21 protein-coding genes and 3 tRNA genes are annotated in these 23,650 nt (G+C 66.0%); 11 read left to right on the forward strand and 13 right to left on the reverse strand.

The features are described 5' to 3' along the window. Positions 1–25 precede the first annotated feature (25 nt). From WBR68_RS26325 to WBR68_RS26335, 3 genes are all read left to right on the forward strand, one after another. Positions 26–102, forward strand: a tRNA-Arg gene (locus WBR68_RS26325). Positions 103–262: 160 nt separating this feature from the next. Beyond that, positions 263–339, forward strand: a tRNA-Arg gene (locus WBR68_RS26330). A 163-nt stretch (positions 340–502) separates the two neighbouring features. Next, positions 503–579 (forward strand) — tRNA-Arg (locus WBR68_RS26335). Between the two features lie 159 nt (positions 580–738). Here WBR68_RS26335 and WBR68_RS26340 read toward each other — a convergent pair. The 3 genes from WBR68_RS26340 to WBR68_RS26350 form a co-directional block, all read right to left on the reverse strand. Beyond that, positions 739–990 (reverse strand): hypothetical protein, encoded by a 252-nt coding sequence (locus WBR68_RS26340; protein WP_198158201.1) that lies wholly within the window; start codon positions 988–990, stop codon positions 739–741. A gap of 88 nt (positions 991–1,078) precedes the next feature. After that, positions 1,079–1,678, reverse strand: coding sequence for a helix-turn-helix domain-containing protein (locus WBR68_RS26345; RefSeq protein ID WP_050448701.1), 600 nt, complete (start codon positions 1,676–1,678; stop codon positions 1,079–1,081). Positions 1,679–1,824: 146 nt separating this feature from the next. Continuing rightward, positions 1,825–2,598 (reverse strand): SIR2 family NAD-dependent protein deacylase, encoded by a 774-nt coding sequence (locus WBR68_RS26350; protein ID WP_050448660.1) that lies wholly within the window; start codon positions 2,596–2,598, stop codon positions 1,825–1,827. A 177-nt stretch (positions 2,599–2,775) separates the two neighbouring features. Between WBR68_RS26350 and WBR68_RS26355 the strand changes: the two genes are divergently transcribed. Continuing rightward, positions 2,776–3,402, forward strand: coding sequence for a cysteine dioxygenase family protein (locus WBR68_RS26355; RefSeq protein ID WP_050448661.1), 627 nt, complete (start codon positions 2,776–2,778; stop codon positions 3,400–3,402). Positions 3,403–3,473: 71 nt separating this feature from the next. Further along, positions 3,474–4,238, forward strand: a complete 765-nt coding sequence (locus WBR68_RS26360) for an IclR family transcriptional regulator (protein WP_050448662.1) — start codon at positions 3,474–3,476, stop codon at positions 4,236–4,238. Here the strand turns inward: WBR68_RS26360 and WBR68_RS26365 are convergent. Continuing rightward, a complete protein-coding gene (locus tag WBR68_RS26365) occupies positions 4,147–5,814 on the reverse strand; it encodes an FAD/NAD(P)-binding protein (RefSeq protein ID WP_230695681.1) in 1,668 nt (555 codons plus the stop codon). The genes WBR68_RS26360 and WBR68_RS26365 overlap by 92 nt on opposite strands. Beyond that, positions 5,811–6,776, reverse strand: a complete 966-nt coding sequence (locus WBR68_RS26370) for a Bug family tripartite tricarboxylate transporter substrate binding protein (RefSeq protein ID WP_050448664.1) — start codon at positions 6,774–6,776, stop codon at positions 5,811–5,813. Before WBR68_RS26370 ends, WBR68_RS26365 begins: the two co-directional genes overlap by 4 nt. Before the next feature lie 276 nt (positions 6,777–7,052). Here WBR68_RS26370 and WBR68_RS26375 point away from each other — a divergent pair, with 276 nt between their 5' ends. The 5 genes from WBR68_RS26375 to WBR68_RS26395 are packed head-to-tail and all read left to right on the forward strand — an operon-like array spanning position 7,053 to position 12,082. After that, positions 7,053–8,222, forward strand: coding sequence for a CaiB/BaiF CoA transferase family protein (locus WBR68_RS26375; protein WP_230695682.1), 1,170 nt, complete (start codon positions 7,053–7,055; stop codon positions 8,220–8,222). After that, positions 8,219–8,938, forward strand: a complete 720-nt coding sequence (locus WBR68_RS26380; RefSeq protein ID WP_230695683.1) for an enoyl-CoA hydratase/isomerase family protein — start codon at positions 8,219–8,221, stop codon at positions 8,936–8,938. The genes WBR68_RS26375 and WBR68_RS26380 overlap by 4 nt, the downstream gene beginning before the upstream one ends. Before the next feature lie 25 nt (positions 8,939–8,963). After that, complete coding sequence (locus WBR68_RS26385) at positions 8,964–9,797, forward strand: CoA transferase subunit A (protein WP_050448667.1); 834 nt, start codon at positions 8,964–8,966, stop codon at positions 9,795–9,797. Beyond that, the gene (locus tag WBR68_RS26390) at positions 9,790–10,524 is read left to right on the forward strand and encodes a CoA-transferase subunit beta (protein WP_127185185.1); all 735 of its coding nucleotides are present in this window, start codon (positions 9,790–9,792) and stop codon (positions 10,522–10,524) included. The genes WBR68_RS26385 and WBR68_RS26390 overlap by 8 nt, the downstream gene beginning before the upstream one ends. 10 nt (positions 10,525–10,534) lie before the next feature. Beyond that, entirely contained in the window at positions 10,535–12,082 is a 1,548-nt protein-coding gene (locus WBR68_RS26395) for a class I adenylate-forming enzyme family protein (protein WP_230695684.1), read from the forward strand. 77 nt (positions 12,083–12,159) lie between these two features. Here the strand turns inward: WBR68_RS26395 and WBR68_RS26400 are convergent, their stop codons facing one another. From WBR68_RS26400 to adeC, 4 genes are read right to left on the reverse strand one after another with little or no spacing between them, the layout of a single operon-like run. Then, positions 12,160–13,287, reverse strand: a complete 1,128-nt coding sequence (locus WBR68_RS26400) for an ABC transporter permease (RefSeq protein ID WP_230695691.1) — start codon at positions 13,285–13,287, stop codon at positions 12,160–12,162. A gap of 5 nt (positions 13,288–13,292) precedes the next feature. Beyond that, on the reverse strand, positions 13,293–16,109 hold the full coding sequence (rbbA, locus tag WBR68_RS26405) for a ribosome-associated ATPase/putative transporter RbbA (protein WP_230695685.1): 2,817 nt from the start codon (positions 16,107–16,109) through the stop codon (positions 13,293–13,295). Then, positions 16,109–17,176, reverse strand: a complete 1,068-nt coding sequence (locus tag WBR68_RS26410) for an HlyD family secretion protein (RefSeq protein ID WP_050448670.1) — start codon at positions 17,174–17,176, stop codon at positions 16,109–16,111. Before WBR68_RS26410 ends, rbbA begins: the two co-directional genes overlap by 1 nt. A gap of 16 nt (positions 17,177–17,192) precedes the next feature. Then, entirely contained in the window at positions 17,193–18,674 is a 1,482-nt protein-coding gene (adeC, locus tag WBR68_RS26415) for an AdeC/AdeK/OprM family multidrug efflux complex outer membrane factor (protein WP_050448671.1), read from the reverse strand. Between the two features lie 199 nt (positions 18,675–18,873). Here adeC and WBR68_RS26420 point away from each other — a divergent pair, with 199 nt between their 5' ends. Then, positions 18,874–19,476, forward strand: a complete 603-nt coding sequence (locus WBR68_RS26420) for a TetR/AcrR family transcriptional regulator (protein ID WP_050448672.1) — start codon at positions 18,874–18,876, stop codon at positions 19,474–19,476. 9 nt (positions 19,477–19,485) lie between these two features. On the opposite strand, the gene WBR68_RS26425 is transcribed toward WBR68_RS26420, so the two are convergent. Genes WBR68_RS26425 through WBR68_RS26440 form a run of 4 tightly spaced genes read right to left on the reverse strand, consistent with a single transcriptional unit; the run spans position 19,486 to position 23,628 of the window. Then, positions 19,486–20,391 carry a GntR family transcriptional regulator gene (locus tag WBR68_RS26425; protein WP_050448673.1) on the reverse strand — a complete coding sequence of 302 codons (906 nt, stop codon included), beginning with the start codon at positions 20,389–20,391 and terminating at the stop codon, positions 19,486–19,488. Positions 20,392–20,396: 5 nt separating this feature from the next. Then, positions 20,397–21,449, reverse strand: a complete 1,053-nt coding sequence (pdxA, locus tag WBR68_RS26430) for a 4-hydroxythreonine-4-phosphate dehydrogenase PdxA (protein ID WP_230695686.1) — start codon at positions 21,447–21,449, stop codon at positions 20,397–20,399. Next, positions 21,446–22,663, reverse strand: a complete 1,218-nt coding sequence (gene dtnK, locus WBR68_RS26435) for a D-threonate kinase (RefSeq protein ID WP_230695687.1) — start codon at positions 22,661–22,663, stop codon at positions 21,446–21,448. The genes pdxA and dtnK overlap by 4 nt, the downstream gene beginning before the upstream one ends. Continuing rightward, positions 22,660–23,628 (reverse strand): 2-keto-3-deoxygluconate permease, encoded by a 969-nt coding sequence (locus tag WBR68_RS26440; RefSeq protein ID WP_230695688.1) that lies wholly within the window; start codon positions 23,626–23,628, stop codon positions 22,660–22,662. The genes dtnK and WBR68_RS26440 overlap by 4 nt, the downstream gene beginning before the upstream one ends. Positions 23,629–23,650 lie beyond the last annotated feature (22 nt).

Here is a 23,650-nt window from a genome sequence, read left to right on the forward strand (position 1 = left end):
TATTATTCAAGGCTTGCTTGAACACGCGCCCGTAGCTCAGCTGGATAGAGTACCTGGCTACGAACCAGGGGGTCGTAGGTTCGAATCCTGCCGGGCGCACCAAGTTTTGTAGTGGTTTGATTGTGCTGATGTTGAGCCGAATGAATCGCTAAAAAACTTGAGCAGATCAAGCAAGGTAAGTGTCAAAAAGCAGTACGAAAAAAAGTACTGAAAGCAGTAAATTGGTGAAATTGTTCTGATATAATTTTGCCTCTTTGTCGGAGCGCCCGTAGCTCAGCTGGATAGAGTACCTGGCTACGAACCAGGGGGTCGTAGGTTCGAATCCTGCCGGGCGCACCAGATTTCAGGTCACACTGAAGTCACCGTCAAAGAAAATGGAAGGGCCTTTGATCATTGATCGAAGGCCTTTTTGTTTTGTGTGGCGTGGCGTCATGCGCATCGATATTTTTCCCTCGATTTGCACGACCCTATTTTTTCATGTTATAAACACGCCTCTTTCGGGGCGCCCGTAGCTCAGCTGGATAGAGTACCTGGCTACGAACCAGGGGGTCGTAGGTTCGAATCCTGCCGGGCGCACCACCTTATTTTTGAACACGCGATAGTCGATAACACGTTTATCGCGATGCCGCCGAAGCGCAACAGCGAACTGCTGAAAGCGCACGGCAAAAGAAAGTCCAAAGCGGCTTGATGGTCATTCATCAAGCCGCTTTTGTTTTGGTGTCTGGTATCCGAATCGGATCAGACGCCCCGTCTTCGGTCCACCGCGGTCAACGAGATGCCGTTCTTCATCATCTGGTAGGCCTGGCCGCCCAGCCAAGTGACTTTTTCGCCAGAGCTGGTCCGGCAGATGCAATGCGTCTTGGGGTCGAAACGGGAAGTGCCCAACGCGGAATAAGCATCCAGGTCCGCAACGAAGCGTTCGATGCGATACAAGGTGCCGTCGGGCGATGTGACAAGCACATCGGTCAATCTTCTTGCGGTGCCGAGCATACTCAGTACCTCCACGGGCCGGCAGTGTTGCGGCGCAAAAGTGGTGTGGACGTTTCAGGGTGCTGCGCGTGCGCGATGCCGTGCGGCACTACAGAAAGCGGCCTCCAAACAATGAATCATCGAGTTGGTCGGGTGACACGCCCAAGGCCTCGGAAACTCGGTCCAGCACAATCTGTCGAGGGCGCGGGCGTGGCCGTTCCAATTCAATGTAAATGGAATGATCCACGCCAAGCCGGGCAGCCATATCAGCAGTAGTGATATTGAGGTGCTCGCGCCACGCGCGTATCAAACTCCAATCGTTGCCGGTTTTAAGATTGACGACAGCCAGTGGTAAGGGGTTATGCCCGTCGGCCCGTCTTGTTTGCGGGCCAGCCGAGGCGGGGCCGTGTTCGCTACGCTTGGCGGCGTCGCTGGCATGGCGTTCGCGGATGGGAGTGGAGACATCGGGTTCGGCGGTATAGATGGCGCCGCCGTTGATTTGTCGATATCGATTGCTTCCCGCCCACACGAGCGCCTCGCCGTTATCAAGCATGCATTCGCAATCCAAGTGGTAATTGCTGGGGATGCTCTCAAGTTTGGCGATAGCCTCCGTGGTCGTGGCGTGGCGCACAACACGGTGCAGCGTACCATCCGACGCACGTACGAATACGTCGGGAAGTCTCCAGGAAAAAGGGATGATGATCTCCACGGTCGAAGCCACGTTCGCCACTTTAGCCCGATGGCGACGCGGCGAGATTTGGGGTTTCCCCTCGACTGCTGCGCTAGCTCGTTTCTACTCGATGTGGGTCGTAAAGATCTTCACAAATGTTCACCCGATATTCCTGACGGCGCCGTCTATGCAAAGGCCGCCGCCAGCACGCGCGGCATCACGTCGGCGGCCGCGCCATGCAGATTGCAATGCGCCTGAGCATCCAGGGGCGTGAGGTTCGGGTTCACCTGAACCACCGTCGCGCCTGTGGCCAGCGCGCGCTGCGGTAGTTCCGCTGCGGGGTAGACCAGGGCCGACGTGCCAATGCTGAAGAGCAGGTCGCATTGTTCCGCCGCGCGCAGCGCGATGCTCCATGCTTCGCCCGGCAGGCTCTCGCCAAACCACACCACACCGGGCCGCACGGGTTGACCGCAGCGCGCGCAGGCGGGCGGAGGAATGCGGCGGCCACCGTCGGGTTCGTCGGGTACAGCGATCGGAAAGGCTTGCGGCGCGGCGCAAGCCGAACAGCGCGGCGCGTGCAGGCTGCCATGCAGGTGCACCACCTGCGCGCTGCCCGCGCGTTCGTGCAGGTCGTCCACGTTCTGCGTGATGACGGTTAATTCAGGCACGTGGCGCGCCAGTGCCGCGATGGCATGGTGCGCGGCGTTCGGCGCGGCGCGCAACACTTGCGCGCGCCGCCATTCATACCAGCCCCAGACGATGTCGGGATGCGCGCGAAAGGCTTCGGGGGTGGCCAGCGCTTGAGCATCGAAGCGCGACCACAGCCCCGTCAAGGCGTCGCGGAACGTCGCGATGCCGCTTTCCGCCGACACGCCGGCGCCGGTAAAAACAACGACACGCTGCGCGCCGCGCAACGCATCCAACAATGCATGAGGAATATCGTGCTGCGTATTTTCCATTTCAACCCTTGAAGACAACGCATACGCTGCGCGCCGTGGCCCGGGCCTGTCAAGCGGGGTTTTCGGGGTGGGGCGCCACGGCTCCGAAGTCAGTGTGCGCAAGCGTCCCGAATGGTGGATACTGCTTTTCTCATCTGGGATTGCCCCAACGATTGTCCCAACAACAGGAGACACGCGATGCCCGACTCTTTCGCCGGCCTGGACCGGCTTCGCCGCTTTATTGCCACCGCCACACGCCTGGCCACGCCCGACGCGCTGGCGCAAACGCCCGCCCTGCGCGATGCCTTCGCCGACCTGGTGCGCCACGACGACTGGCTGCCCGAAGACTGTACCGTGCCGCATCCGCAGTACTACCAGCAATATCTGTTGCACTGCGACCCCTTGGAGCGATTCTCCCTGGTCAGCTTTGTGTGGGGGCCGGGCCAATTCACACCCGTGCATGACCACGAAGTCTGGGGCTACGTGGGCATGCTGCGCGGGGCCGAGATCAACCAGCGCTACGTGCGCCATGCCGATGGCCGCGTGCTGGCCGCGGGCGAACCCACCACCTTGCAAGCTGGCGATGTGGAACGGCTGTCGCCTGTCGAGGGCGACATCCATCGCGTGTCCAATGCCTACGTAGACCGCGTGTCGATCAGCGTGCATCTGTACGGCGGCAATATCGGCGCGGTGTCGCGCCATGTCTACGACCCGGATACGGGGCAGCCCAAACCCTTTGTGTCCGGCTATTCGTCACCCCGCCTGCCCAATCTGTGGGACCGGTCGGCGGCGGTACGCGCCACGATTGCGGCCAGCGGCCCTTAAGTGCGCCGCGCGTTGTTCGGCGGCGCGGTCCCGTGCTATGTTCACGTCCTAAATATTAGGAAATAAGCAAGATGGACAAGACGCTGCTCAAGGGGCTGATGGTGTTGGAGGCGGTGACCGATGTGGACAATCCGCCGCGCACCATCGACGCTCTGGCCGCCCGGGTCGGCCTGACCCGAAGTAATACGCATCGCACGCTGCAAACCTTGATCCACGCGGGCTATGTGATCAAGGACGATGACGGCGGTGGTTACCGGGGCGCGGTGCGTCTGTTCGAATTGGCCGCGCGCCAGTTGGCGCAATTGGACGTGCGCAAGCTGGCCGCGCCGTTCATGCGCACGCTGGCGGACCAGACCGGCGAAACCGTGCACCTGTCGGTGCTGGACGGCTTTGACGTCGTGTATGTGGACAAGATCGACAGCCCGCAACCCATTCGTGCGTATTCGATGGTGGGCGGCCGCGCACCCGCGTATGCCGTGGCCACCGGCAAGGCGTTGCTGGCCTATCAACCCGAAGGCTATGTCGAGCGCTATGCCGATCAGCTTGTGCGCCACACGCCGTCCACCATCGTGTCCTTGCCCTTGCTGAAAGATGAACTGCGCAAGATCGCGCGCGCGGGCTATGCCGTGAACCGCGGCGAATGGCGCGAAGGCGTGGGCGGCCTGGCCGTGACCTTGTTCAACAGCCTGGACCAAGCCGTGGCGGCGGTGGGCATCTCCGGCCCGCTGGACCGCCTGAGCGCCGCTAGGATGAAGCAGTTGGCGCCGGATGTGTCGGCCTGTGCGCAGTCCATTTCGCAAGGGATGGGGTATCGGCGCGGCTATCTGGATCAGTGATACCGGTGGGCCGCGCAAGCGCCGTTGCTATACGCACTGCCTGGTCGCGCGCCAAGCGGGCATTGACGTCCATGGACGTGGTCCAGAAGTACGTGCCGCCCGCCAGGCTGCCCAGCACCGACACCTGGCCCAGTACGGCGTCCTGCGCGGTCTTCAGGCAGCCCGTATCGAAGTCCAGCGCCACGCCGCCGAAGGGGTCGGCGCGCGCATGGCCGTCGCGCAGCAGAGTTGAGATCAGCGGGTCGTCGGTGTGTGCGACGTCGACTGAAAAGCTGGTGGCGTTGATGAGGTAGTGGCTGCGATGCGTGACTTCGCCATCGGCGTCGCGCAGGCGAGTATGGAACGCGCCTGCGGCCAGGTCATGGCGGCCTTCGACATGGCGTGTATCCACATACCCCGCGCGCACTTGCAATTGGCCCGTCTTGAACAGCGCTTGCAGCTTCAGCGCATTGCGCATCGGGAAGGTGGCGCGCCGCGCCATCCACAGCGCACGCCAACGCGATTGAAATCGCTGGCGTTCGGCATGCGGCATCAGATGCCACACCTGCTCGACCACCGCATTGGTCGCGGCCGCCACCGCCTGCCAGGGCCGGGCCGCTAGCGCTGAGCGGCGTATCTCTTCATCCAGCGCCTGTTGTGCATCAACAGCCAGGCCAAAGACCTCGTCCGCGTCCACCGCGCCATGCATCGCCAGCACCTCGTCTTGCAAGGCGCCGGCAATCGCTTCCAGCGTCAACATACCGCCTTGGCGTGCCGCCAGGCGCATGAGCCCTTCGTGATTGAAATGGCGTAGCGCGGCCGGCGCCTGGTTGTGCGGGCTGCGCACCGAGGGCAGGCGCCCGTTGCGCGACACGCAAAGAATCGGGCCGCGGTGGCCCGATTGCTGCAAGGCCGCCACCGCGTCCACGGCGCTTAGGCTGGTGCCGATGATGCAGACGGAGGCGTCCGACGATATGCCTCGCGCCAGGTCGGCAACGGGATAGGGGCTGTTGAAGTAGCCCGGTGCACCTTGCAAGGCAGGGAAGGCCTGTGAGGGCAGATTGCCGTTGCACAGCACGGCGTAGCGGGCCAGGCAGGGCGCATTGCCCTCGGACTCGATTCGCACATTGCCGTCCTGCAAGGGCGAAACGCGGTGCACGGGGCTTTGCACATGGGCAAGCGCAACGCCTTGCGCCAGCGCCAGTTCGCGGCAGCGCGCATACACGGCCCGCATATAGGCGCCGAACAAGGGGCGTGGAAGAAAGTCCGACGGCTCAATCGCGTCCACGCCATAACCGCGCAACCAGCCCGGGTCCTGCGTGCGCAACCAGTCGACAAAATCCATGCGCTGGTCCGCGCGTGCCGACATATTGCCGGCGGGAATGTTGAGCAGGTTGCTGGGCAGGTCTTCCTGATACGCGCCGCCCGGGCCGGGCGCGGCTTGCGGTTCGAACACGGTGATGGTCAGCGGGCGCGCCGCGCTGCCCGCCTGCCAAGACAGCAGCAACTGGTACAGGAAGCTGATGGCGACCGAGCCGCCGCCCACAATCGCCACGTCGGTGGCGATGGGGCCAGGGCAAGCATCAAGAGGCTTCATTTTGCGGACGACATGCGCACGACATCGGCCCAGCGCGCCACTTCCCGCTTCAGCACACGGCTGGTGTCAGCCGGGGAGGTCGCCACCGCATCGGCGCCCAGCTTCAATGCCGCTTGCTGCACCGATTCCATGGCCGCGGCCTTCTGCATGCCGGCCGACAGCTTGTCCACCACGGCGGGCGGTGTGCCGGCGGGGGCCAGCAGCGCGTAGGCGGTCGCGACGGAATAGTCCTTTACGCCTTGTTCCATCAAGGTGGGCAGATCAGGCAGGGCCGTGGCGCGCTTGGCGGTGGTCACGCCCAGCAAGCGGATTTTGCCGCTGGCCACTTGCGGCAACAGCGCCGGCAGGGTTTCGATGACCATGTCGATCTGGCCGCCCAGCAAATCGGTGATGGCCGGACCGCTACCGCGATACGGCACATGCATGAGCCGGGTACCGGTCACCACCTGGAACAGTTCGCCTGCCATGTGCTGTGAGGTGCCCGGCCCGGCCGAACCGAAGGTGATGGTGCCGGGCTTGCTCTTGGCCAGCGCAATCAATTCCTGCACGTTTTTGGCCGGCACCTTGCTGTTGACGGCCACCGCCATGGGCATGCTGGTGGCCATCGACACGCCGACGAAGGCGGTGGCGAAATCGTAGCCGGGCTTGTCGGGCATGGCCGCATGGATGGCATGGCTGCCCACGGCGCCCATCAGCAGGGTGTAGCCATCGGGGGCGGACTTGGCCACGTATTCCGCGCCGATCTCGCCGCCCGCGCCCGCCTTGTTTTCAACCACAACCCCTTGCCCCAGGAAGTCGCCCAGGTGCTGCGCATAGATGCGGGCCGCGGCATCGGTGGCGCCGCCGGGGGGGAAGGGCACGACCATGCGGATGGGCTTGGTCGGCCAGGTCTGGGCCAGGGCGGGGCCGGTGGCAAGCGCCAGGACCGCGCCCGCCAGGGCAATGCGCCATGTTTGCTTCATGTCTGTCTCCTTGGTGTGCCGGGCCGTCTTGCGCAGGGTGCGCCGCAGCCCGTTTTTATAAATCCTAAAATATAGGATTCGTATTTCAATAAATGGTTTACGTAGAATTCCACAGGGTGATATGCTGGTCAACAATTAAGCGCAAGACCTAGGGATTGCACTAGGAGCCACACGGAAGGCGGCACGGATTGCCTGGCATGATGCCATCCTGAAAGCGGCGCACTTATACTGATTTGCTTATCCCAAATATTGAATTTTCATAATGAGAGGTCAGACATGACACCCAGTTCGGCACTGGCCGGCATCACCGTGCTGGAAATTTGCAACGTCGCGGCGGGACCGTTTTGCGGCATGTTGTTGGCGGATATGGGCGCCGACGTCATCAAGGTCGAAAACCCCGAGGGCGGCGATACGCTGCGTAGCTGGCCGCCCATCACCGATGGCTACAGCGAGAATTTCGCGTCCTTGAACCGCAACAAGAAGTCGGTGACGCTGAACCTGAAAAACCCCGAAGACCTGGCCCTGGCGCGCGAATTGGCGCAGTCCGTCGACGTGTTGATTGAAAACAACCGGCCGGGCGTGATGGATCGGCTGGGGCTGGGTTATGCGCAACTGCGCGAAGCCAATCCCAAGCTTGTCTATTGCTCGATTTCGGCCTACGGGCAGTCGGGGCCGCGTTCGCAGGAAGGCGGTTTCGACCTGACCATCCAGGCCATGAGCGGCATCATGAGCGTCACCGGCGAGGCCGGTGGCGAACCCGTGAAATGCGGCGTGCCCGTGGCGGACTTTTCGGCCGGCCTGTATGGCGCTTTCGCCATCGCATCGGCCTTGCGCGCGGCGCAGGCCAGCGGGCAGGGCACGCACATTGACGTGCCGATGCTGGGCGCCACGTTGGGCATTGCCGCCTTGCAGACGTCGGAATTCTTCGGCAGCGGCAAAGACCCCGTGAAGCTGGGCTCGGCCCATCCGCGCAACGCGCCGTATCAGGCGTTCCGTTGCCAGGGCGGCTACTTCGGCATGGCCGCCGGCAACCAGGCGTTGTGGAAAAGTGTATGCGCCACCGTCGGCCGCGACGACCTGCTGGCCGACCCGCGCTTTACCGACACCAGCGCCCGCGCGCGCAACCAGACGGCATTGCGCGAGATCCTGGAAGCCATCTTTGCCAACGATGATGCGCAGACCTGGCTGTCGCGCTTCCGTGCCGCGGGCGTGCCCTGCGCGCCGATCAACACCTATTCCGAAGTGCTGGCCGACCCGCAGGTGGAACACATGGGCTGGGTGCAGCCGGTTGAACTGCCCAACGGCGTGCAAACGCGCACCTTCGGTTTGCCGGTGCGCTTTGACGGCCAGACCACCGCGTTGCGCTTGCGTCCGCCCGCGCTGGGCGAGCACAACGACGAAGTGCTGGGCGCCTTGCGCGCCGCCAAGAAGGGAGTGGTGGCATGAGCGTGCTGCGGATCGACAAACAGGGCGCGCGGCATGTGCTGACGCTGACGCGCCCCGACAAGATGAACGCGCTGTCCGCCGAATTGGTGGACGCGCTGATCGCCGCCCTGGACGAAGCCGAGGCGCAAGGCGCCAAGCTGATCGTGCTGAAGGGCGAGGGCAAGAACTTCAGCGCGGGCTTTGACTTCGGCGATTGGCAGTCGCAAAGCGAGGGCGACCTGTTGCTGCGCTTTGTGCGTATCGAGACCTTGCTGCAACGCCTGGCCGCGTCACCCTGCCTGACCGTAGCGCTGGCGCATGGCCGCAATTTCGGCGCGGGCGTTGACGTGTTCGGCGCCTGCAAATGGCGCGTCAGTGCGCCGGACGCCACGTTCCGCATGCCGGGCCTGAAGTTCGGGCTGGTGCTGGGCACGCGCCGCTTTGCCGCGCTGGTGGGCGCCGAACGCGCCCGCGTGGTGCTGGAGCAGGCCGCCACGTTCAGCGCGGAAGAAGCGCTGCGTGACGGCTTTGCGACCCGGCTTGCCGTGGCGCAGGAATGGCCCGACATCGAACAGCAGGCGTCGGACACGGCGCTGGCATTGACGGACGCCAGCCGCATTCAGCTCTACGCCGCGCTGTCGCAGGAAACGCCCGACGCCGATCTGGCGCGCCTGGTGCGTTCGGCCGCGGCGCCCGGCTTGAAGGACCGCATAGCCGCCTATCTGCAAGCGCGCTAACGGCACAAGAATCAGGAGGAAGACTATGGCTTCGGGCTTCAATCAACCCAACAAGCAATGCACGGTGGCCGAACTGGCTGCGCTGGTGCCCAATGGCGCGTCCATCGCGCTGGGTGGCAGCTTTTTGCACCGTGGGCCGTTCGCGTTCGTGCGCGAACTGATCCGGCAAGGCAAGCGCGACCTGGAACTGGTCAAGCAGTCGCCGGGATACGACGTCGACATACTTTGCCGCGCCGGCGTGCTGCGCCGCGTGCGCGCGGGCATCGTCGCCATGGAAGGCAACTTCGGCCTGGCGCCGTGGTATCGCCGCGCGGTGGAACGCCGCGAGATCGAACTGGAAGAACACGCCTGCGCCAGCCTTACCGCTGGCTTGCGCGCGGCGGCGTTCGGCGTGCCGTTTCAGCCTTGCGGCGGACTGCATGGCAGCGGCCTGCCGGAACTGAACGGCTGGGCCTGCCTGGACGACCCTTACGGCAGCGGCCAGAAAACCTATGTGGTGCCCGCCATTCGTCCGGACTTCGCGGTGATTCAGGCGTCGGAAGTGGATGCGTTGGGCAATGTGCGCGTGCATGGCACGGCGCATTGGGACCGCATCATGTCGCGCGCCGCCGGCAGCGTGCTGGTGGTGGCCGAGAAGGTCGTCGACAGCGCGGTGTTCGAAGCGCAGCCGGAATCCACGCTGGTGCCGTACTTCATGGTGCAGGCCTATGCGGTGGCGCCAGGCAGCGCCTGGCCCGGTTCATGCTGGCCCGACTACGCCATCGACTACCCGGCCGTTGAGGCCTATATGGACAAGAACAGCGATCTACAAGCGCACCTGGCCGCCGCGCCCGAAGTGCAAGGGGGCAATCATGGCTGAACAATGGTCGGGCTTTTCCTACATCGTGACGAACCTGGCGCGCTTCATCCGCCCCGATGAAATCACCTTCAGCGGCGTCAATTCCACCATGCCGATGCTGGCCTGCCTGCTGGCCAAGCGCGCCTACGACTGGGACTTCGTCTACATCAACGTGGCGGGCGGCGTGAACCCGCGCCCGTCGCAAATTCCCATTTCCAGTTCCGATCCGGTGCTGGCCGAACACACCGCGTCGATCTTCTCGAACGAAGATTTCTACGACCTGTGCACGCGCGGCCGCATGGACCTGACCTTCCTGGGCGCGGCGCAGATCGATGGCGCGGGCTGCGCCAACAATTCGTGCATTGGCGACTGGCACGAGCCCAAGGTGCGCTTGCCGGGCGGGGGCGGCGGCGCGGTAATGCTGCCCACGGCCAAGCGCGCCTGCACTTGGCGCACCGAGCATTCACGCCGCACCTTCGTGCCCAAGCTGGACTTCATGACGTCGTGGGGCGGTTTTCACGGGGTGGTGACGCCCATTGCCGTATTCATCAAGCGCGACGGGCGGCTGGCCCTGCAATCGTGGCATCCGGAATCCAGCTTGTCGGAAGTGCGCGAGCGCACCGGCTTTGAGTTCGATGCGACGGGCGCAGAACCCACCGCGCCGCCGACCGAGCGCGAAGTACGCGCCTTGCAAGAACTTGATGCAGACGGGCAGTTTGAACGCGACGCCGCTGTCGCGCTGCGCTAGGGAGGCCGCCATGATGCTTTCCGAACCCACGTTGGTAGCGGCGTTTGCGCGCGCCTGGAGCCAGCCCGACCGGGCCGCGCGCCCCGCCTTCGTCACCGCCGACACCACGTTGACGTATGCCGACCTGCATCGCCGGGTTGGGCGCATTGCGGACGGCGTGCGCGCGGCGGGGGTTGCGCCGGGCAGCTATGTGGCGGTTGCCATGGAGCGGTCGCTGGATCAGGTGTTGACGATACTGGGCGTGATGGCGGCGGGGGCGTGCCCCTGCCCGTTGGAACCCCGGTTGTCGGCCGAGGAAACAGCACGGCGCGTGGCGGCGGTGGGCCTGACGTGGCTGGTGCATGACGAGCCCAATATCGCCACGGCGGCGGCCAGTGGTCTGGCGTCGTCGCGGGTGCTGGAGGCGGCAGGCGTGGCAAGCGCGGCGGACGTGGCTCGTCCGGCACATTCCGCGCGTCCGGACAACGCGTCGGCGCTCGGTTGCGCCGACGAGATCTCGCCGGATGCACCCGGCTTGCTGCTGTTCACCTCCGGCAGCACTGGCAACCCCAAGGGCGTGTTGCTCAGTCACCGGGGCTTGATCAACAACGCGCGCGGCGTGTTGGCGCACACGGGTCTGACGCCCGACGACCGGCTGCTGCACGTGATGCCGCTGCATCACACCAACGCGCTGAACAACCAGATCTTCGCGCCGCTGCTGGCCGGCGCCAGCGTGGCGCTGGCGGGCCGTTTTCGCGCGGACGACATGCCGGGGCTGTTGCGCACCTTCCGTCCCACCATCATCACCGGCGTGCCCACCATGTATGCCCGCATGCTGGAACTGGAATTCGACCCGGCCAGCCTGGCGGGCCTGCGCTTTGCCCGCTGCGGATCGGCGCCCATCACCGAAGCGCTGCATCGGCGCATCGAAGCGTTTCTGGGCTGCCCGCTGGTGGTGTCCTACGGTCTGTCCGAAGCCACCTGCACGTCCACAATGAACCCGCCCAATGCGCGTCGCGTCGGCTCGGTCGGCACGGTGCTGGCCGGGCAACGCGTTACGCTGCGGCTGCCGGATGGGGCCGAGGCCGCGCCCGGTGGCGAAGGTGAAATCTGCATCGCGGGCGACAGCCTGATGCTGGGCTACCTGGGCGTGGACAATGGCGACGATGGCGCGCCAAGCTTGCTGCGCACCGGAGACCTGGGGCGCTTTGACGAAGCGGGCTACCTCAGCATCACGGGCCGCATCAAGGACGTGATCATCCGCGGCGGCGAGAACATTTCGCCCGCCCTGATCGAAGGCGTGGTGACGGGGCTGCCTTTCGTGGCCGCGTGCTGTGTGGTGGGCGCGCCGGATGACGACCTGGGCGAAGTGCCGGTGATCTTCGTGCAGCCCAAGGCCGATGCGACACCCGGCGCGGAAGAAGCCGCAACCCTGCAAGCGGACGTGCTGTCCCGGCTAGGTCGGATCTACGTGCCGCGCGACGTGTTCTGGGTCGAGCGGCTGCCGGAAAACGCGGTGGGCAAAGTAGACCGCAAGGCGCTGGCCGGCATGGCTGCACGCAAGGCCGAGCACGCATGATCCCTCTGTTGACAGCACGTTGACATGGAAAATGGCTTGTGTGGCCTCTCGCTAACCTTGCAGCGGAAGCAGGGGCCTCACGCCATCTGGCTCAGGGTCTTGCGAAAGCGCTTCAACGAGAAGGCGAACAACACACTGCCGATCAGCGCCAGCGCCAGGAAAGGCTGCCAGACGACGCTGAGCCCCGCGCCGCGATATAGGATCGCCTGGCCCAGCTCCACGAAGTGCGTGGTGGGCGCGGCCAGCATGATGTCCTGAACGAACTGCGGCATGCTTTCGCGCGGCGTCGTGCCGCCCGACAGCATCTGCAACGGCAATAGCACCAGCACCAGCAGCATCCCGAACTGCGGCATGCTGCGTGCCAGCGTCGCCATGAAGATTCCCATGGATGTGGTGGCAAACAGGTGCAGGGCCACGCCCGCCAGGAACAGCGTCACGGACCCTTCGATGGGCACGTGCAGCAGCCCCCGCACCACGAACGTCAGCGACAGGCCGGCGGCCACCAGCACCACCAGCCCCATGGACCAGACCTTGGCCACCATGATTTCCGTCGGCGTCACCGGCATGACCAGCAGGTGTTCGATGGTGCCGTGTTCGCGCTCGCGGATCAGGGCCGCGCCGGTCAGGATGATGGACAGCATTGTGACGTTATTGATGATCTCCATCAGGCTGCCGAACCACGCCTGCGTCAGGTTGGGGTTGAAGCGCATGCGCACGGCCAGCTCTACGGGCAGTTCGGTGGGCTTGCGGTAGCGCCTGACAAATTCGTTGATCTCGTCGCCGACGATCTGCTGGATGTAGTTGCTGCCCGTGAACGCCTGGCTCATCCGCGTGGCATCCACGTTCAGCTGAATCTGCGCGGGCTTGCCGGCCAGTACGTCGCGCTGGAAATTTGGCGGGATGTTCACCGAAAACGTGTAGCGCCCGGCGTCCATGCCGGCGTCGGCTTCGGCCGCCGTGGCCATCTGGGGCGGCGTGAAATGCGGGGGATAGAACGCCGACGTGATGCGCGACGACAGCGGCGAGACGTCTTCGTCCACCACGGCGATGGCCGCGTTGTGCAGCGATTCGGGCACCGCGGTGGCCGCCGTGTAGATCATCAGGGTGAACGAGATGACGATCAGCACCAGCATCATGGGATCGCGCGCCAGGCTCCAAAGCTCTTTCACGCCCAGCCGGTAGATATTGGCGACATGTCGCGGCATGGTCATCAGGCCTCCTGCTTTTTCAGTAGCAGCACCGACGCGCCCAGGATCACGGGTATCGCCACCAGCAGGGGCCAGAACGAGCCTTGCAGGCTGGCAAAGTCCAGCCCCTTGCTGAACACGCCCCGGCTGATGGTCAGCATGTGCGTGGCCGGATAGACCTGTCCGATCAGACGGCCCATGCCTTCCAGCGAGGACACCGGATTGAGCAGCCCGGCAAACTGCACCGCCGGCACCAGCGTGCCGATCATGGTGAAGAACAGCGCCGCGATCTGGCTGCGCGTGAAGGTCGACGCCAGCAAGCCGATGGCGGTCGCCACCACGTTGTAGATCAGCGCGGCGGCCAGCAGGGTAGCGAAGCTGCCGGTGATGGGCACGCCGAATACGGTCACCGCCAGCAGCGTCATCAACAGAAAGTTAAGCATCGCCAGCGCCACGTAAGGCAACTGCTTGCCCAACAGGAATTCCAAGCGCGTGACCGGCGTGACGTACAGGTTGATGATCGACCCCAGTTCTTTTTCGCGCACGACCGCAAGCGCTGTCAGCATGGCCGGCATCATCAGCAGCAAAAGCGGGATCACGGCCGGCACCATGGCCGGAAGGCTGCGCACGTCGGGGTTGTAGCGAAAACGCGTTTCGATGCTGATCTGCTGCGTGGCGGCGTTGCCCAGCCGTTCGCGCGCCTGCTGTTGCAGCCAGCCCTGGTGCATGCCCTGCACGTATCCCCGGATGGTCTCGGCGCGTTGCGGCATGGCGCCATCGATCCAGACGCCGATCTGCGCATTGCGTCCGCGTTCGACATCGCGGGCGAATCCCTGCGGGATCTCGATGGCCAGGGAGAGTTCACCGCTGCGCATGCGGGCATCCATGTCCTGGTAGCCGGAAATGGGCGGCTGCTCGATGAAATAACGCGAGCCCGACAGGTTCAAGGTGTAGTTCTGGCTCAAGCTGGTCTGGTCACGGTCCATGACGGCGTAGCGCAGGTCTTCCACGTCCAGGCTGATGCCAAAGCCGATGACGAACATCAGCAGCAGCGAGCCGGCCAGCGCTAGCGTGGCGCGCACTGGGTCACGGCGCAGTTCCAGCGTCTCGCGCCACAGGTAGCTGATCATCCGTTGCAGGTTGAAGCCGCGATGCCTGGCGGTTCTCGCTTGTGCTTGCGTGGTGATGTTTTCCGGCGTTGCTCTCGTGTCTTGCGCCTGACGGGCGGGCGCGGGTGTGTCGGCAGATGGCGTGGCAGATGGCACGCCGGACGGTGTGCCAGCACCGGCGTCGATCAGGTAGGCGATGAAGGCCTCTTCCAGCGACTGGGCGCCGCGTATCCGGATGATTTCGGCGGGTGACGCACTGACCAGCACCTTGCCCGCATGCATCAACGACATCCGGTCGCAACGCTGCGCCTCGTTCATGAAGTGGGTGGAAATGAAGATCGTTACCTGGTCCTCGCGCGCCAGCGAAATCAGCAGGCGCCAGAAATTGTCGCGGGCCACGGGGTCCACGCCCGAGGTCGGTTCGTCCAGAATCAGCAGCTCGGGTTGATGCACCATGGCCACCGCCAGCGACAGGCGCTGGCGCACACCCATCGGCAGCTTCTCGGGCAGTTCATCCAGCGCGTCGGCCAGGTCAAAGCGCGCCACCATTTTGTCCACGCGGGCGGGAATATCGGCCTCGGGCACATGGAACAGGCGGGCGTGCAGCACCAGGTTCTGGCGCACGGTCAGTTCCCCGTATAGCGAGAACGCTTGCGACATGTAGCCCACCCGGCGCCGCGTATCGATGTTGCGAGGGTCGACCTCGGCGCCGAACAGCCAGGCCTGGCCTTCGCTGGCCGGCAACAGGCCGGTCAGCATCTTCATGGTGGTGGATTTGCCGCAGCCGTTCGATCCCAAAAACCCGAATATCTCGCCTTGGCGGATGCGAAAGTTCACGTGGTCAACGGCCACGAAGTCGCCGAACCGCATGGTCAGGTCGCGCGCTTCGATGGCGATGGGGGCGTTGTCGTCCAGCGCCAATGGCGTGATATGCACAGGCTGGTGGCCGCGCCGCTTGGCCTCCGGCAACAGGGCGATGAAAGCGGCCTCAAGCGTGTCGGCGGCGGTGCGCTGTTGCAGCTCGGCGGGTGTGCCCGTTGCCAGCACGCGGCCCTCGTCCATGGCGATAAGCCAGTCAAAGCGCTGCGCCTCGTCCATGTAGGCGGTAGCCACGATGACGCTCATGCCGGGGCGTTCGCGCCGGATGTCGTTGATCAGATCCCAGAACTGCGCGCGCGCCAGCGGATCGACGCCGGTGGTCGGTTCGTCCAGGATCAGCAGGTCGGGGTCGTGGATCAGCGCGCAGCACAGGCCCAGCTTTTGCTTCATGCCGCCAGACAGCTTGCCGGCCGGCCGCGACAGAAACGGAGCCAGGCCGGTGCGGCGCGTCAGGCTGTCGATACGGCGACGGCGCTCGGCCTCGCCATGGCCGAACAAGCGTGCGAAAAATTGCAGGTTCTCTTCTACCGACAGGGTCGGGTAAAGGTTCTTGCCCAGGCCCTGCGGCATGTAGGCGATGCGGGGGCAGACGGCGTCGCGATGACGCTTGGAGGCCATGTCGCCACCCAACACATCCACCGTGCCGGTCTGGACGGCGCGCGAGCCGGCGATCAACGCCAGCAGGCTGGACTTGCCCACGCCGTCCGGGCCGATGATGCCCACCATGCGGCCGGCGGGAATGTCCTGCGTGATGGCGTCCAGCGCCCGGGTCTTGCCGTAGCGCAGTGTCACGTCCGACAGCTTGACCGCCGCGGGCGCGGGCGCTGACCAGGCCGTCGCGGTCGTGTCCATCAGGGCACCCTGACTTCCAGGTCGACGGGCCAGGCGGCGGCAGCGTCCAGCTTTAGCCAGGCCACGCCGGGCACGCCGGTCTTGACCTGCCGCAGATGCTGTTGCAGCAGCTTGCGATCGATCTGCGCCTTGACGCGGAACATCAGTTTTTGCCGCTCGGAGGCCGTCTCGACCGTTTTCGGCGTGAACTGCGCGGTGCTGGCCACGAACGACACCTTGGCCGGTATGACGTATTGCGGCGCGGCATCCAGAATGATGCGCACGTCCTGGCCCAAGGCCACGCGGCCGGCCGCCTGCTCGGGTAGGAAGAACGTCATGTAGACGTCGGCCAGATCGACCATGTTCAGCACCTTGCCGCCCGCGCCAAGCACTTCGCCCGGCTGGGCGACCAGGTACTGTACGCGGCCGGCGCGTGGCGCGCGCAGTTCGCTGTCGGTGATGTCGGCGTCGATACGCGCGATGGTGGCCAGCGCCGCATTCACCGCGGATTGCGCGCCCACCTGCGCGGCGCGCGCCGCCTGGATGGCGGCTTGCGCGGCATTCACTTGCGCGCGCGCGGCATTCACCGCCGCCTGGGCGCTGCGGACGCGGGCCCGGTCGTCGTCCAGTTCCTGGATGGACGAGGCGCCTTCCTTGGACAAGGTCTCGGATCGGGCCAAGCGCCTGCGGGCCGCGTCCAGTTCGCTCTCGCGCTGCACCACCACGGCATCGGCGGCCAGCTTGTCGCTTTCGCGCTGGGCAATCTGGGCGCTGGCGCTGGCGGCGTTGTTGATGGCTTGCTGATGCTGGGCACGCGCTTCTTCGCGTTGGGCGTTCAGCGTATCGATCTGCATGCGCGCCAGCGCCTGGCCGGCGGTGACGAAGTCTCCTTCGGCCACCAGCACCTCCTGGACGCGGCCGGCCAGCTTGGTGGCGACATCGATCTCCGTGGCTTCGATGCGCCCGTTGCCGCTGATGAAGCCAGCTCCCGGGCCGTTGTCGGCCAGCATGCGCCAGCCGGCGTAAGCGGCAGCGGCCACGGCCAGTACGAGCAGCACGGGTATCAGTTTTCGGGTGGGCAGCTTCATGGGTCTTGTCCTGTTGTTATTGCGGGGCGGGCGCTTGGGTTGCCACGCCGTCAGGGCCGGGCGCCGACTCGCCCGCCTGTGTGCCGCCTCCCAGTGCTGCGTAGAGGCCGACGCGCGCCGATAGCAACGCGCGGCGCGTTTGCACCAACGCCTGCTGCGCGGCCAACAGGTCTCGCTGCGCGTCCAGCACTTCCAGGTAGGGCGATGCGCCATGGTCATAGCGCAGCTTGGCGAGCCTGGCGCGTTCGCTTTGCGCGGCCACGGTGGCGCGCAATACCTGCACCTGTTCGGCCAGCCAGTGGCGGGCGGCCAGCGCGTCGGACACGTCCTTGAATGCGCTCTGGATGGTTTGTTCGTAGCCCGCGACGGCCTGGTCGCGGCGTATCTCGGCCAGGTCCAGGTTGGCGCTGCGGCGGCCGGCGTCAAAGATCGGCAGGTCGACGCTGGGCGTGAAGGTCCACGCGCCGCTGCCGCTTCCGAACAGGTCATTGAGTTCGGCGCTGGCGCTGCCAAAGGCGCCGGTCAAGGTGATGCGGGGAAAGAACGCGGCGCGCGCCGCGCCGATATTGGCGTTGGCCGCCTGCAGCTGATGTTCGGCCGCGACGATGTCGGGGCGCTGGGTCAAAAGGTCGGACGGCAGACCGGCGGGCAGGTCGCGCATCACGGCCGCATCATCCAGGCCGGCGTTAGGCATCGGCAGGTTCAGCGGCTTTCCCACCAGCAGCTCCAGCGCGTGCGCCTGCGTGGCGCGCGCCTGTTCCAGTTCGGCGCCCAGCGCGCGGGCCTGCTGCCACAGCGTTTCCACTTGGGTCAGGTCCAGCTTGGCGATCGCACCGACCTCGTAGCGGCGGCGGAAGATGCGCAGGGATTCCTCGCGCGAGGCGATCGTCCGGCGGGTCAGCGCCAGGCGCTCGTCCAGTTCGCGTAGTGTCAGGTAGCTGTCCGCCACCTGCGCAATCAAGGACAAGGTGACGGCGCGCGCGGCGGCATCGGACGCCAAATAGTTTTCCAGCGCGGCGTCTTTCAGGCTGCGCACGCGACCCCAGAAGTCCAACTCCCAGGTCGCCATGCCGACACCGGCCTGGTATTGGTTGGCCACCACGGGCCGACCCGTCAGATTCAGGTCCGCCGGCGTGCGCGAACGGGTGCCCGTGGCCTGGACGCCCAGCGTCGGAAACTGGTCGGCCCGCTGGATGCCGTACAGCGCGCGCGCTTCTTCCACGCGCAACAAGGCTTGGCGCAGGTCGCGGTTGTTGGCCAGCGCTTCGTCGATCAGGCCTTGCAGGACGGGGTCCGAAAAATAGCTGCGCCAGCCCACGTGGGCGGCGTTCAGCCCGGCATTCTCGCTGGAGTGCGGGGCCGACCAGGTGGCGGCCACCGGCAGGGCGGGGCGTTGGTAGGGCGGGGCCATCGACACGCAACCCTGCGCCAGCAACACGGCCAGAACGGCCGGCGCCAGGCGGGCAGCGTTCCATGCCGAAACCGGGCGGCGAGTCATGTGTCGTTCTCCATCGTGTCAATGGAAGTCTTACGTCCAACGGCGGTAACCGTGGCGTCTTCGCAGCATCAATTTTGCCCGCGGGGTGCCGGCAATTCCTTGATCGACATCAAGTTAGCGACTGACCGGTCGGTTTTTAATGAGGCCGTAGAAGGGCGTGCGACGTCGACGCCGCGCGTCATTTCGCAAGGAGCCATGAATGAGTACGCAACGCCAGCGTCTGCCACCTACGGTGCGGACGGGGCAGATTCTGGATGCCGCGCTACAGGAATTCTCGGCGGCGGGTTACGAGGGGGCGCGGATGGAAGACATCGCGCTGCGGGCAGGCCTGTCCAAGGGCGGCCTGTACGCCCATTTTTCCAGCAAGGAAGAGGTCTTTCGGGCGCTACTGGAACGGCACCTGTCGCCAGCCCGCCTGGACGCGCGCGCCATCGTCGATGGCTGCGAGTCGGTTCGGCATCTGGCGGAACGCCTGGTGGACCATCTTTACGCCAGCCTGGCCAATCCGGCCATGATCGTCACCATGCGGCTGCTGCTGGCCGAAAGCGCGCGCGTGCCGCACCTGGCGCGGCGCTGGCGGCAAGAGACGGCCGAGGCCCATCAAGCCGATATCGCCAGCTTGCTGGCCTTGGCGCGTGAACGGGGTCTGTGCGAAGGGGGCGTGGCGGCGCGACATCCCGAGCTGCTGCTCTCGCCGGTGGTGCACGCCGTCGTCATGGCCATCCTGACAGGCGCGGACGAACCCTTCGACCTGTCGGCGCGACGCGACGCGCACATCGCGCTGATTTGCGGATTGTTGTAGCGCGGAGGCTCAGGCCTGGCCGCGCAGCCGGGCTAGCTCGGCCGATAGCTCGGCCACCAGCGCCTGGGCGCGCGCCAGGGGATCCTGCGGATCCGGGGGCGGGGATGGCAACGCGCTGGCCGGTTCAGCCGGCGCATCCTGCAAGCGCGGATGCACGCTTTCGTGGCCGTTGCTGACGTCCACGTCGAACACCAATTGCTCGGCGCGGTGCCAGGTGGTGAACCACTCCAGCGGCCGGCCGTGCTGGTCCATGCCCTGGCCCTGCAGCATCAGCAAGGGTGTACCGGTCGTGGTGTCGAGCAGGTCGGCCAGCTTGGCGTCGGCGGCCACCGCGCGGATCTGGTTGCGGCCGGCGCCGGGGCGCAGGCCAAAGCGGCGCGTCAACACGCCGTGCAAGGAAGCGTCGGTCAGGTCCTCGGCGCGCAGGCCAGGCACCACATCGACGGGCAACCAGGTGCGTACATAGGCCAGCGGCGCGTCGGCCACGTGGCGCAGGCGTTCCAACATCAGCAATTTGGTGGTGCCGAAAAACGCCGCCACATCGGCGGGCGGTTCTGCGCGCGCAAAGGCCAGCACGCGCGTCTGCAAGGCCACGCCAGACTGCGCGAACTGCTCGTACAGGCCGGTGGACCGCTGCACCAGCCGGCGATGTTCCTGCGGCGCGGCCACCGTGGCCGGGCGTCCGCTTTCGCGTTGGATCAGCCCTTCGGTAGCCAGCGCGGCCAGCGCCTGACGCACCACGCTGCGCGCCACGCCAAAGCGTACACACAGCGCGGCTTCGCTGGGCAGCACGGCGCCCGTCGCCAGCTTGTTCGACCGGATGAACCCCCGCAGCAGCGTCGCCACCTGGGCGTGCAGCGGGACGTCGCCAGAGCGATCAAGAACGGGCAATGCGTCGTGCGTGGCGGGCGCCATGGAAATCAACCTCCGGTTTGTGCCCGCGCAGTTTCCCATACATGCGTCCAGCCCGGGGCCAGATGCGCGGCGCGCTCGGCGGCCAGGATCAGGCTGTCTTCGCGCGCGATGCCCTTGCCGGCGATGTCGAACGCGGTGCCGTGGTCCACGGATACGCGCACCACAGGCAGGCCCACCGTGATGTTGACGCCGTCATCGCCATACACGGCCTTGAAGGGCGCGTGACCCTGGTCGTGGTAGCAGGCGATCACGAATTGCCACTTGCCGCGCACGGCTTGCGGGAACAGGGCGTCGGCCGGGATGGGGCCGGCGGCCAGGATGCCGGCCGCATTGGCTTCGGCCACGGCGGGCGCCAGGATGTCGGCGTCTTCGCTGCCGAAGATGCCGTTTTCACCCGCGTGCGGGTTCAGGCCCGACACAGCCACCGGCTGGTCGCCCCGGCCCAGCGCCTTGGCGAACGAACCCGCCAGGCGCAGCACGGCGCGCATGCGCGTGGGCGTCAGGTCTTCAATGGCCTGGCGCAGCGATACGTGGGTGGTGGCGTGGAAGATGTAGAGGTCGCCGGCCGACAGCACCAGCGAGAAGGTCTTCACGCCGAATTCATGCGCCAGCAATTCGGTGTGGCCGGGCCACTTGTGGCCGGCGGCGTGCATGGCGGCCTTGTTCAGCGGCGCGGTCACGATGCCGTCGACTTCACCGGCGCGCGCCAGGGCGCAGGCGGTGGTGACGAAGCGCACGGAGCCATCGCCCGCGTCGGCGCTGATTTCACCCAGCTTGACGTGAGCCAGCGACGGGCCGGCTTGCAACACTTCAATCGTGCCAGGAGCGTTGGTACAGTCGGCCGCGCGGTCCAGCTTCTTCACGATGGCGGGGTCGCCACCCAGGCCGCGCACGGCGTTGACCATGACGTCTACATCGCCGACCACCAGCAGGCGGGCCTTTTGGCGCAGTTCGTCGTGGCCCATCAGCATCTTGGCCGTGATTTCCGGCCCGATGCCGGCCACGTCGCCCAGGGTGACGGCCAGCAAAGGCAGCTTGTTCGGTTGGGGTTGTGTCATCGCTTGAATCTCCTGTCGCGGATCGCGCGCACGGCGCGAACCAATACGTCTTCGGTGCCAAAGCCTCCGGCCTTGGTCACCACGGGCAGGCCCGCGGCCGTACCCCCGGTCAGCGTGCCTAGCGGCACGCCACCCATCACTTCATCCACCAGCGCGATACCGCTGGCGTTCAGCGCCACCAGCACGCTGCGCGCCCCGTCGCCGCCCGTGGCGACCACGCCGGCCGCGCGCGAGGTGGCGATCAATTGCGCCGCCAGGCTGCCCAGGCGGTCGGCAACTTTTTCCGAATCCAATCCGTCCAGTTGGCCTTCGGGCGCCAGCAGCAACACCGTGCCCGCCTCGGCGGGCGCTTTGGCGTGGGCCTGCAGCAGCGGCTGGCTCCAGGCCTGCCATGCGGTGTCATCGGCCAGTTGAGCGAGCGACGGCGTCCAGGTGTCGGCGCCCGAGGCTTGCAGGGCGGCGGCTTGAGCGCGCGCCGCGCTGTGCTGCGACGTCACCACGACCACGACGGGCGCGGTCTGGTCGGCGCCGGCCCAAACGCGGGCCAGCGGCACGGCCAGGCCGCCCGCGCCCACGGGCAGGGCGTGTACGCCCAGCAGGCCGATGGCGCGCGCCAGGCGTTCCAGGTCGGCATCGGTGCTGGCGTCAACCACCACCGTGTTGCCGGCCTGCCGGATGCGCGCGGCAAGCGTGTCGGGCGTGTCGCCGTCTTGCGCCGCCACATGGGCGCAGCCCAGCAGGGTGGGAATATGGCTTTCGGTCACCGGGGTCACCGGGTCGGTGGCGGCGGACGTCTCGGTGACCGGCTTGCCGTTGACCAACAGCACGCCGTGTTCCACGGTACGGCCGGTGGCGGGGAACGCGGGGCAGATCACCGCCACCGTGTCCGGGCCCCAGGCATCGCGCGCCGCGTCGATCTCGGCCTTAAAGGCGCCGCGCAAGGTGGAGTCCACCTTCTTGTACAGGCGCGATACGCCGGCCGCGCGCAGTTGGCGCACGTTCTGTTCAATGACGCGGGCGGCGTCGGCGGCGGGCAGCGCGCGGCTGTGGGTCGTGACCGCCAGCACTTCGACGCCGGCGGTAGCCGGGCCGGCCAGCGCCTCGTCGGCGCCGCCGATGGACAGGTGCGTGCTCCAGCCGGCGCGTACAAATTGCACCGCGGTGTCGCCGGAACCGGTCAGGTCATCGGCGACGATGGCGATGGTGGGCGTCAAAGCGCCTCTCCGCGCGCGCTGGCCAACGTGGGCGTGGCGCTGCCGTCCGCATCGGCGTCTTCGGACTTGAGTTCACCGGCGCGCTTGAGGAAGTACGAGGCCAGCATCGGCGCCAGGATCGAACTGATCAGCACGCAGGCCGCAACCTGGGCGGTGGCGGTCGACACGTATTGCTGGAAGTTGGGGTCGGCGGCGGCCACCACGGCGGGCGTGGCGATGGCGTTGCCGGCGGTCGTGCCGGCCGCGAAGCCCAGGCCGCTCTTGCCGCCACGGCGCAGAATCAGGCGATAGCCCAGGTAGACCAGGCCGCCGGTGATGGGGCTGATGATCAGGCCCAGGATCAGGCCGCTCATGCCGCCGCTGACGACCGCGCCCAGGTTGATGCCGGTGCCCAGCGCAAAAGCGAAGAACGGGATCACGATGTTGGGCACGGGCTTGAGCACGTCGCGCCACTTCGGGTCCAGGTTGCCAACCACCACGCCCAGCAGGAACGGCACCAGCGCGGCTACCAGGGCAATCATCGGAATATCGGCCAGGCCCGAGGCGCCCAGGAACAACAGGCTGAAGAAGGGGCCGTCGTTGACGGCGCTGGCGACGTAGGCGCCGCGGTCACGGGCGTCACCATACTGGCCGGTGTAGGCCAGCCACAGGCCGCCGTTGCTGTTATCGAACGCGGCCAGCAAGGCCAGGATCGACACGCCCATCACACCGTCCAGGCCCACATAGCTGCCCAGGATGATGATCAGCGTGGCGGGCACCAGCGTCTTCATCAGCAGCAGGGTGCCGGCGGTGGCCAGGATGGGGCCGCCGGTGCGGGCGTTGACTTGCGTGCCGGTCGCGAAGATCAGCAGGGCGATCAGCGGCAGGGCGCTGTTCTTGAAGAGGGCGGTGGTAAAGCCGCCGATGGCGAGCGCATCAGGGGCGAAGGTGCCGATCAGGGAACCCAGGATCAGCGGTACGAGCATCAATCCACCAGGGATTTTCTGC

This window comes from Achromobacter sp. JD-1, from assembly GCF_038594925.1.
GTDB classification, from domain to species: domain Bacteria; phylum Pseudomonadota; class Gammaproteobacteria; order Burkholderiales; family Burkholderiaceae_B; genus Achromobacter; species Achromobacter spanius_C.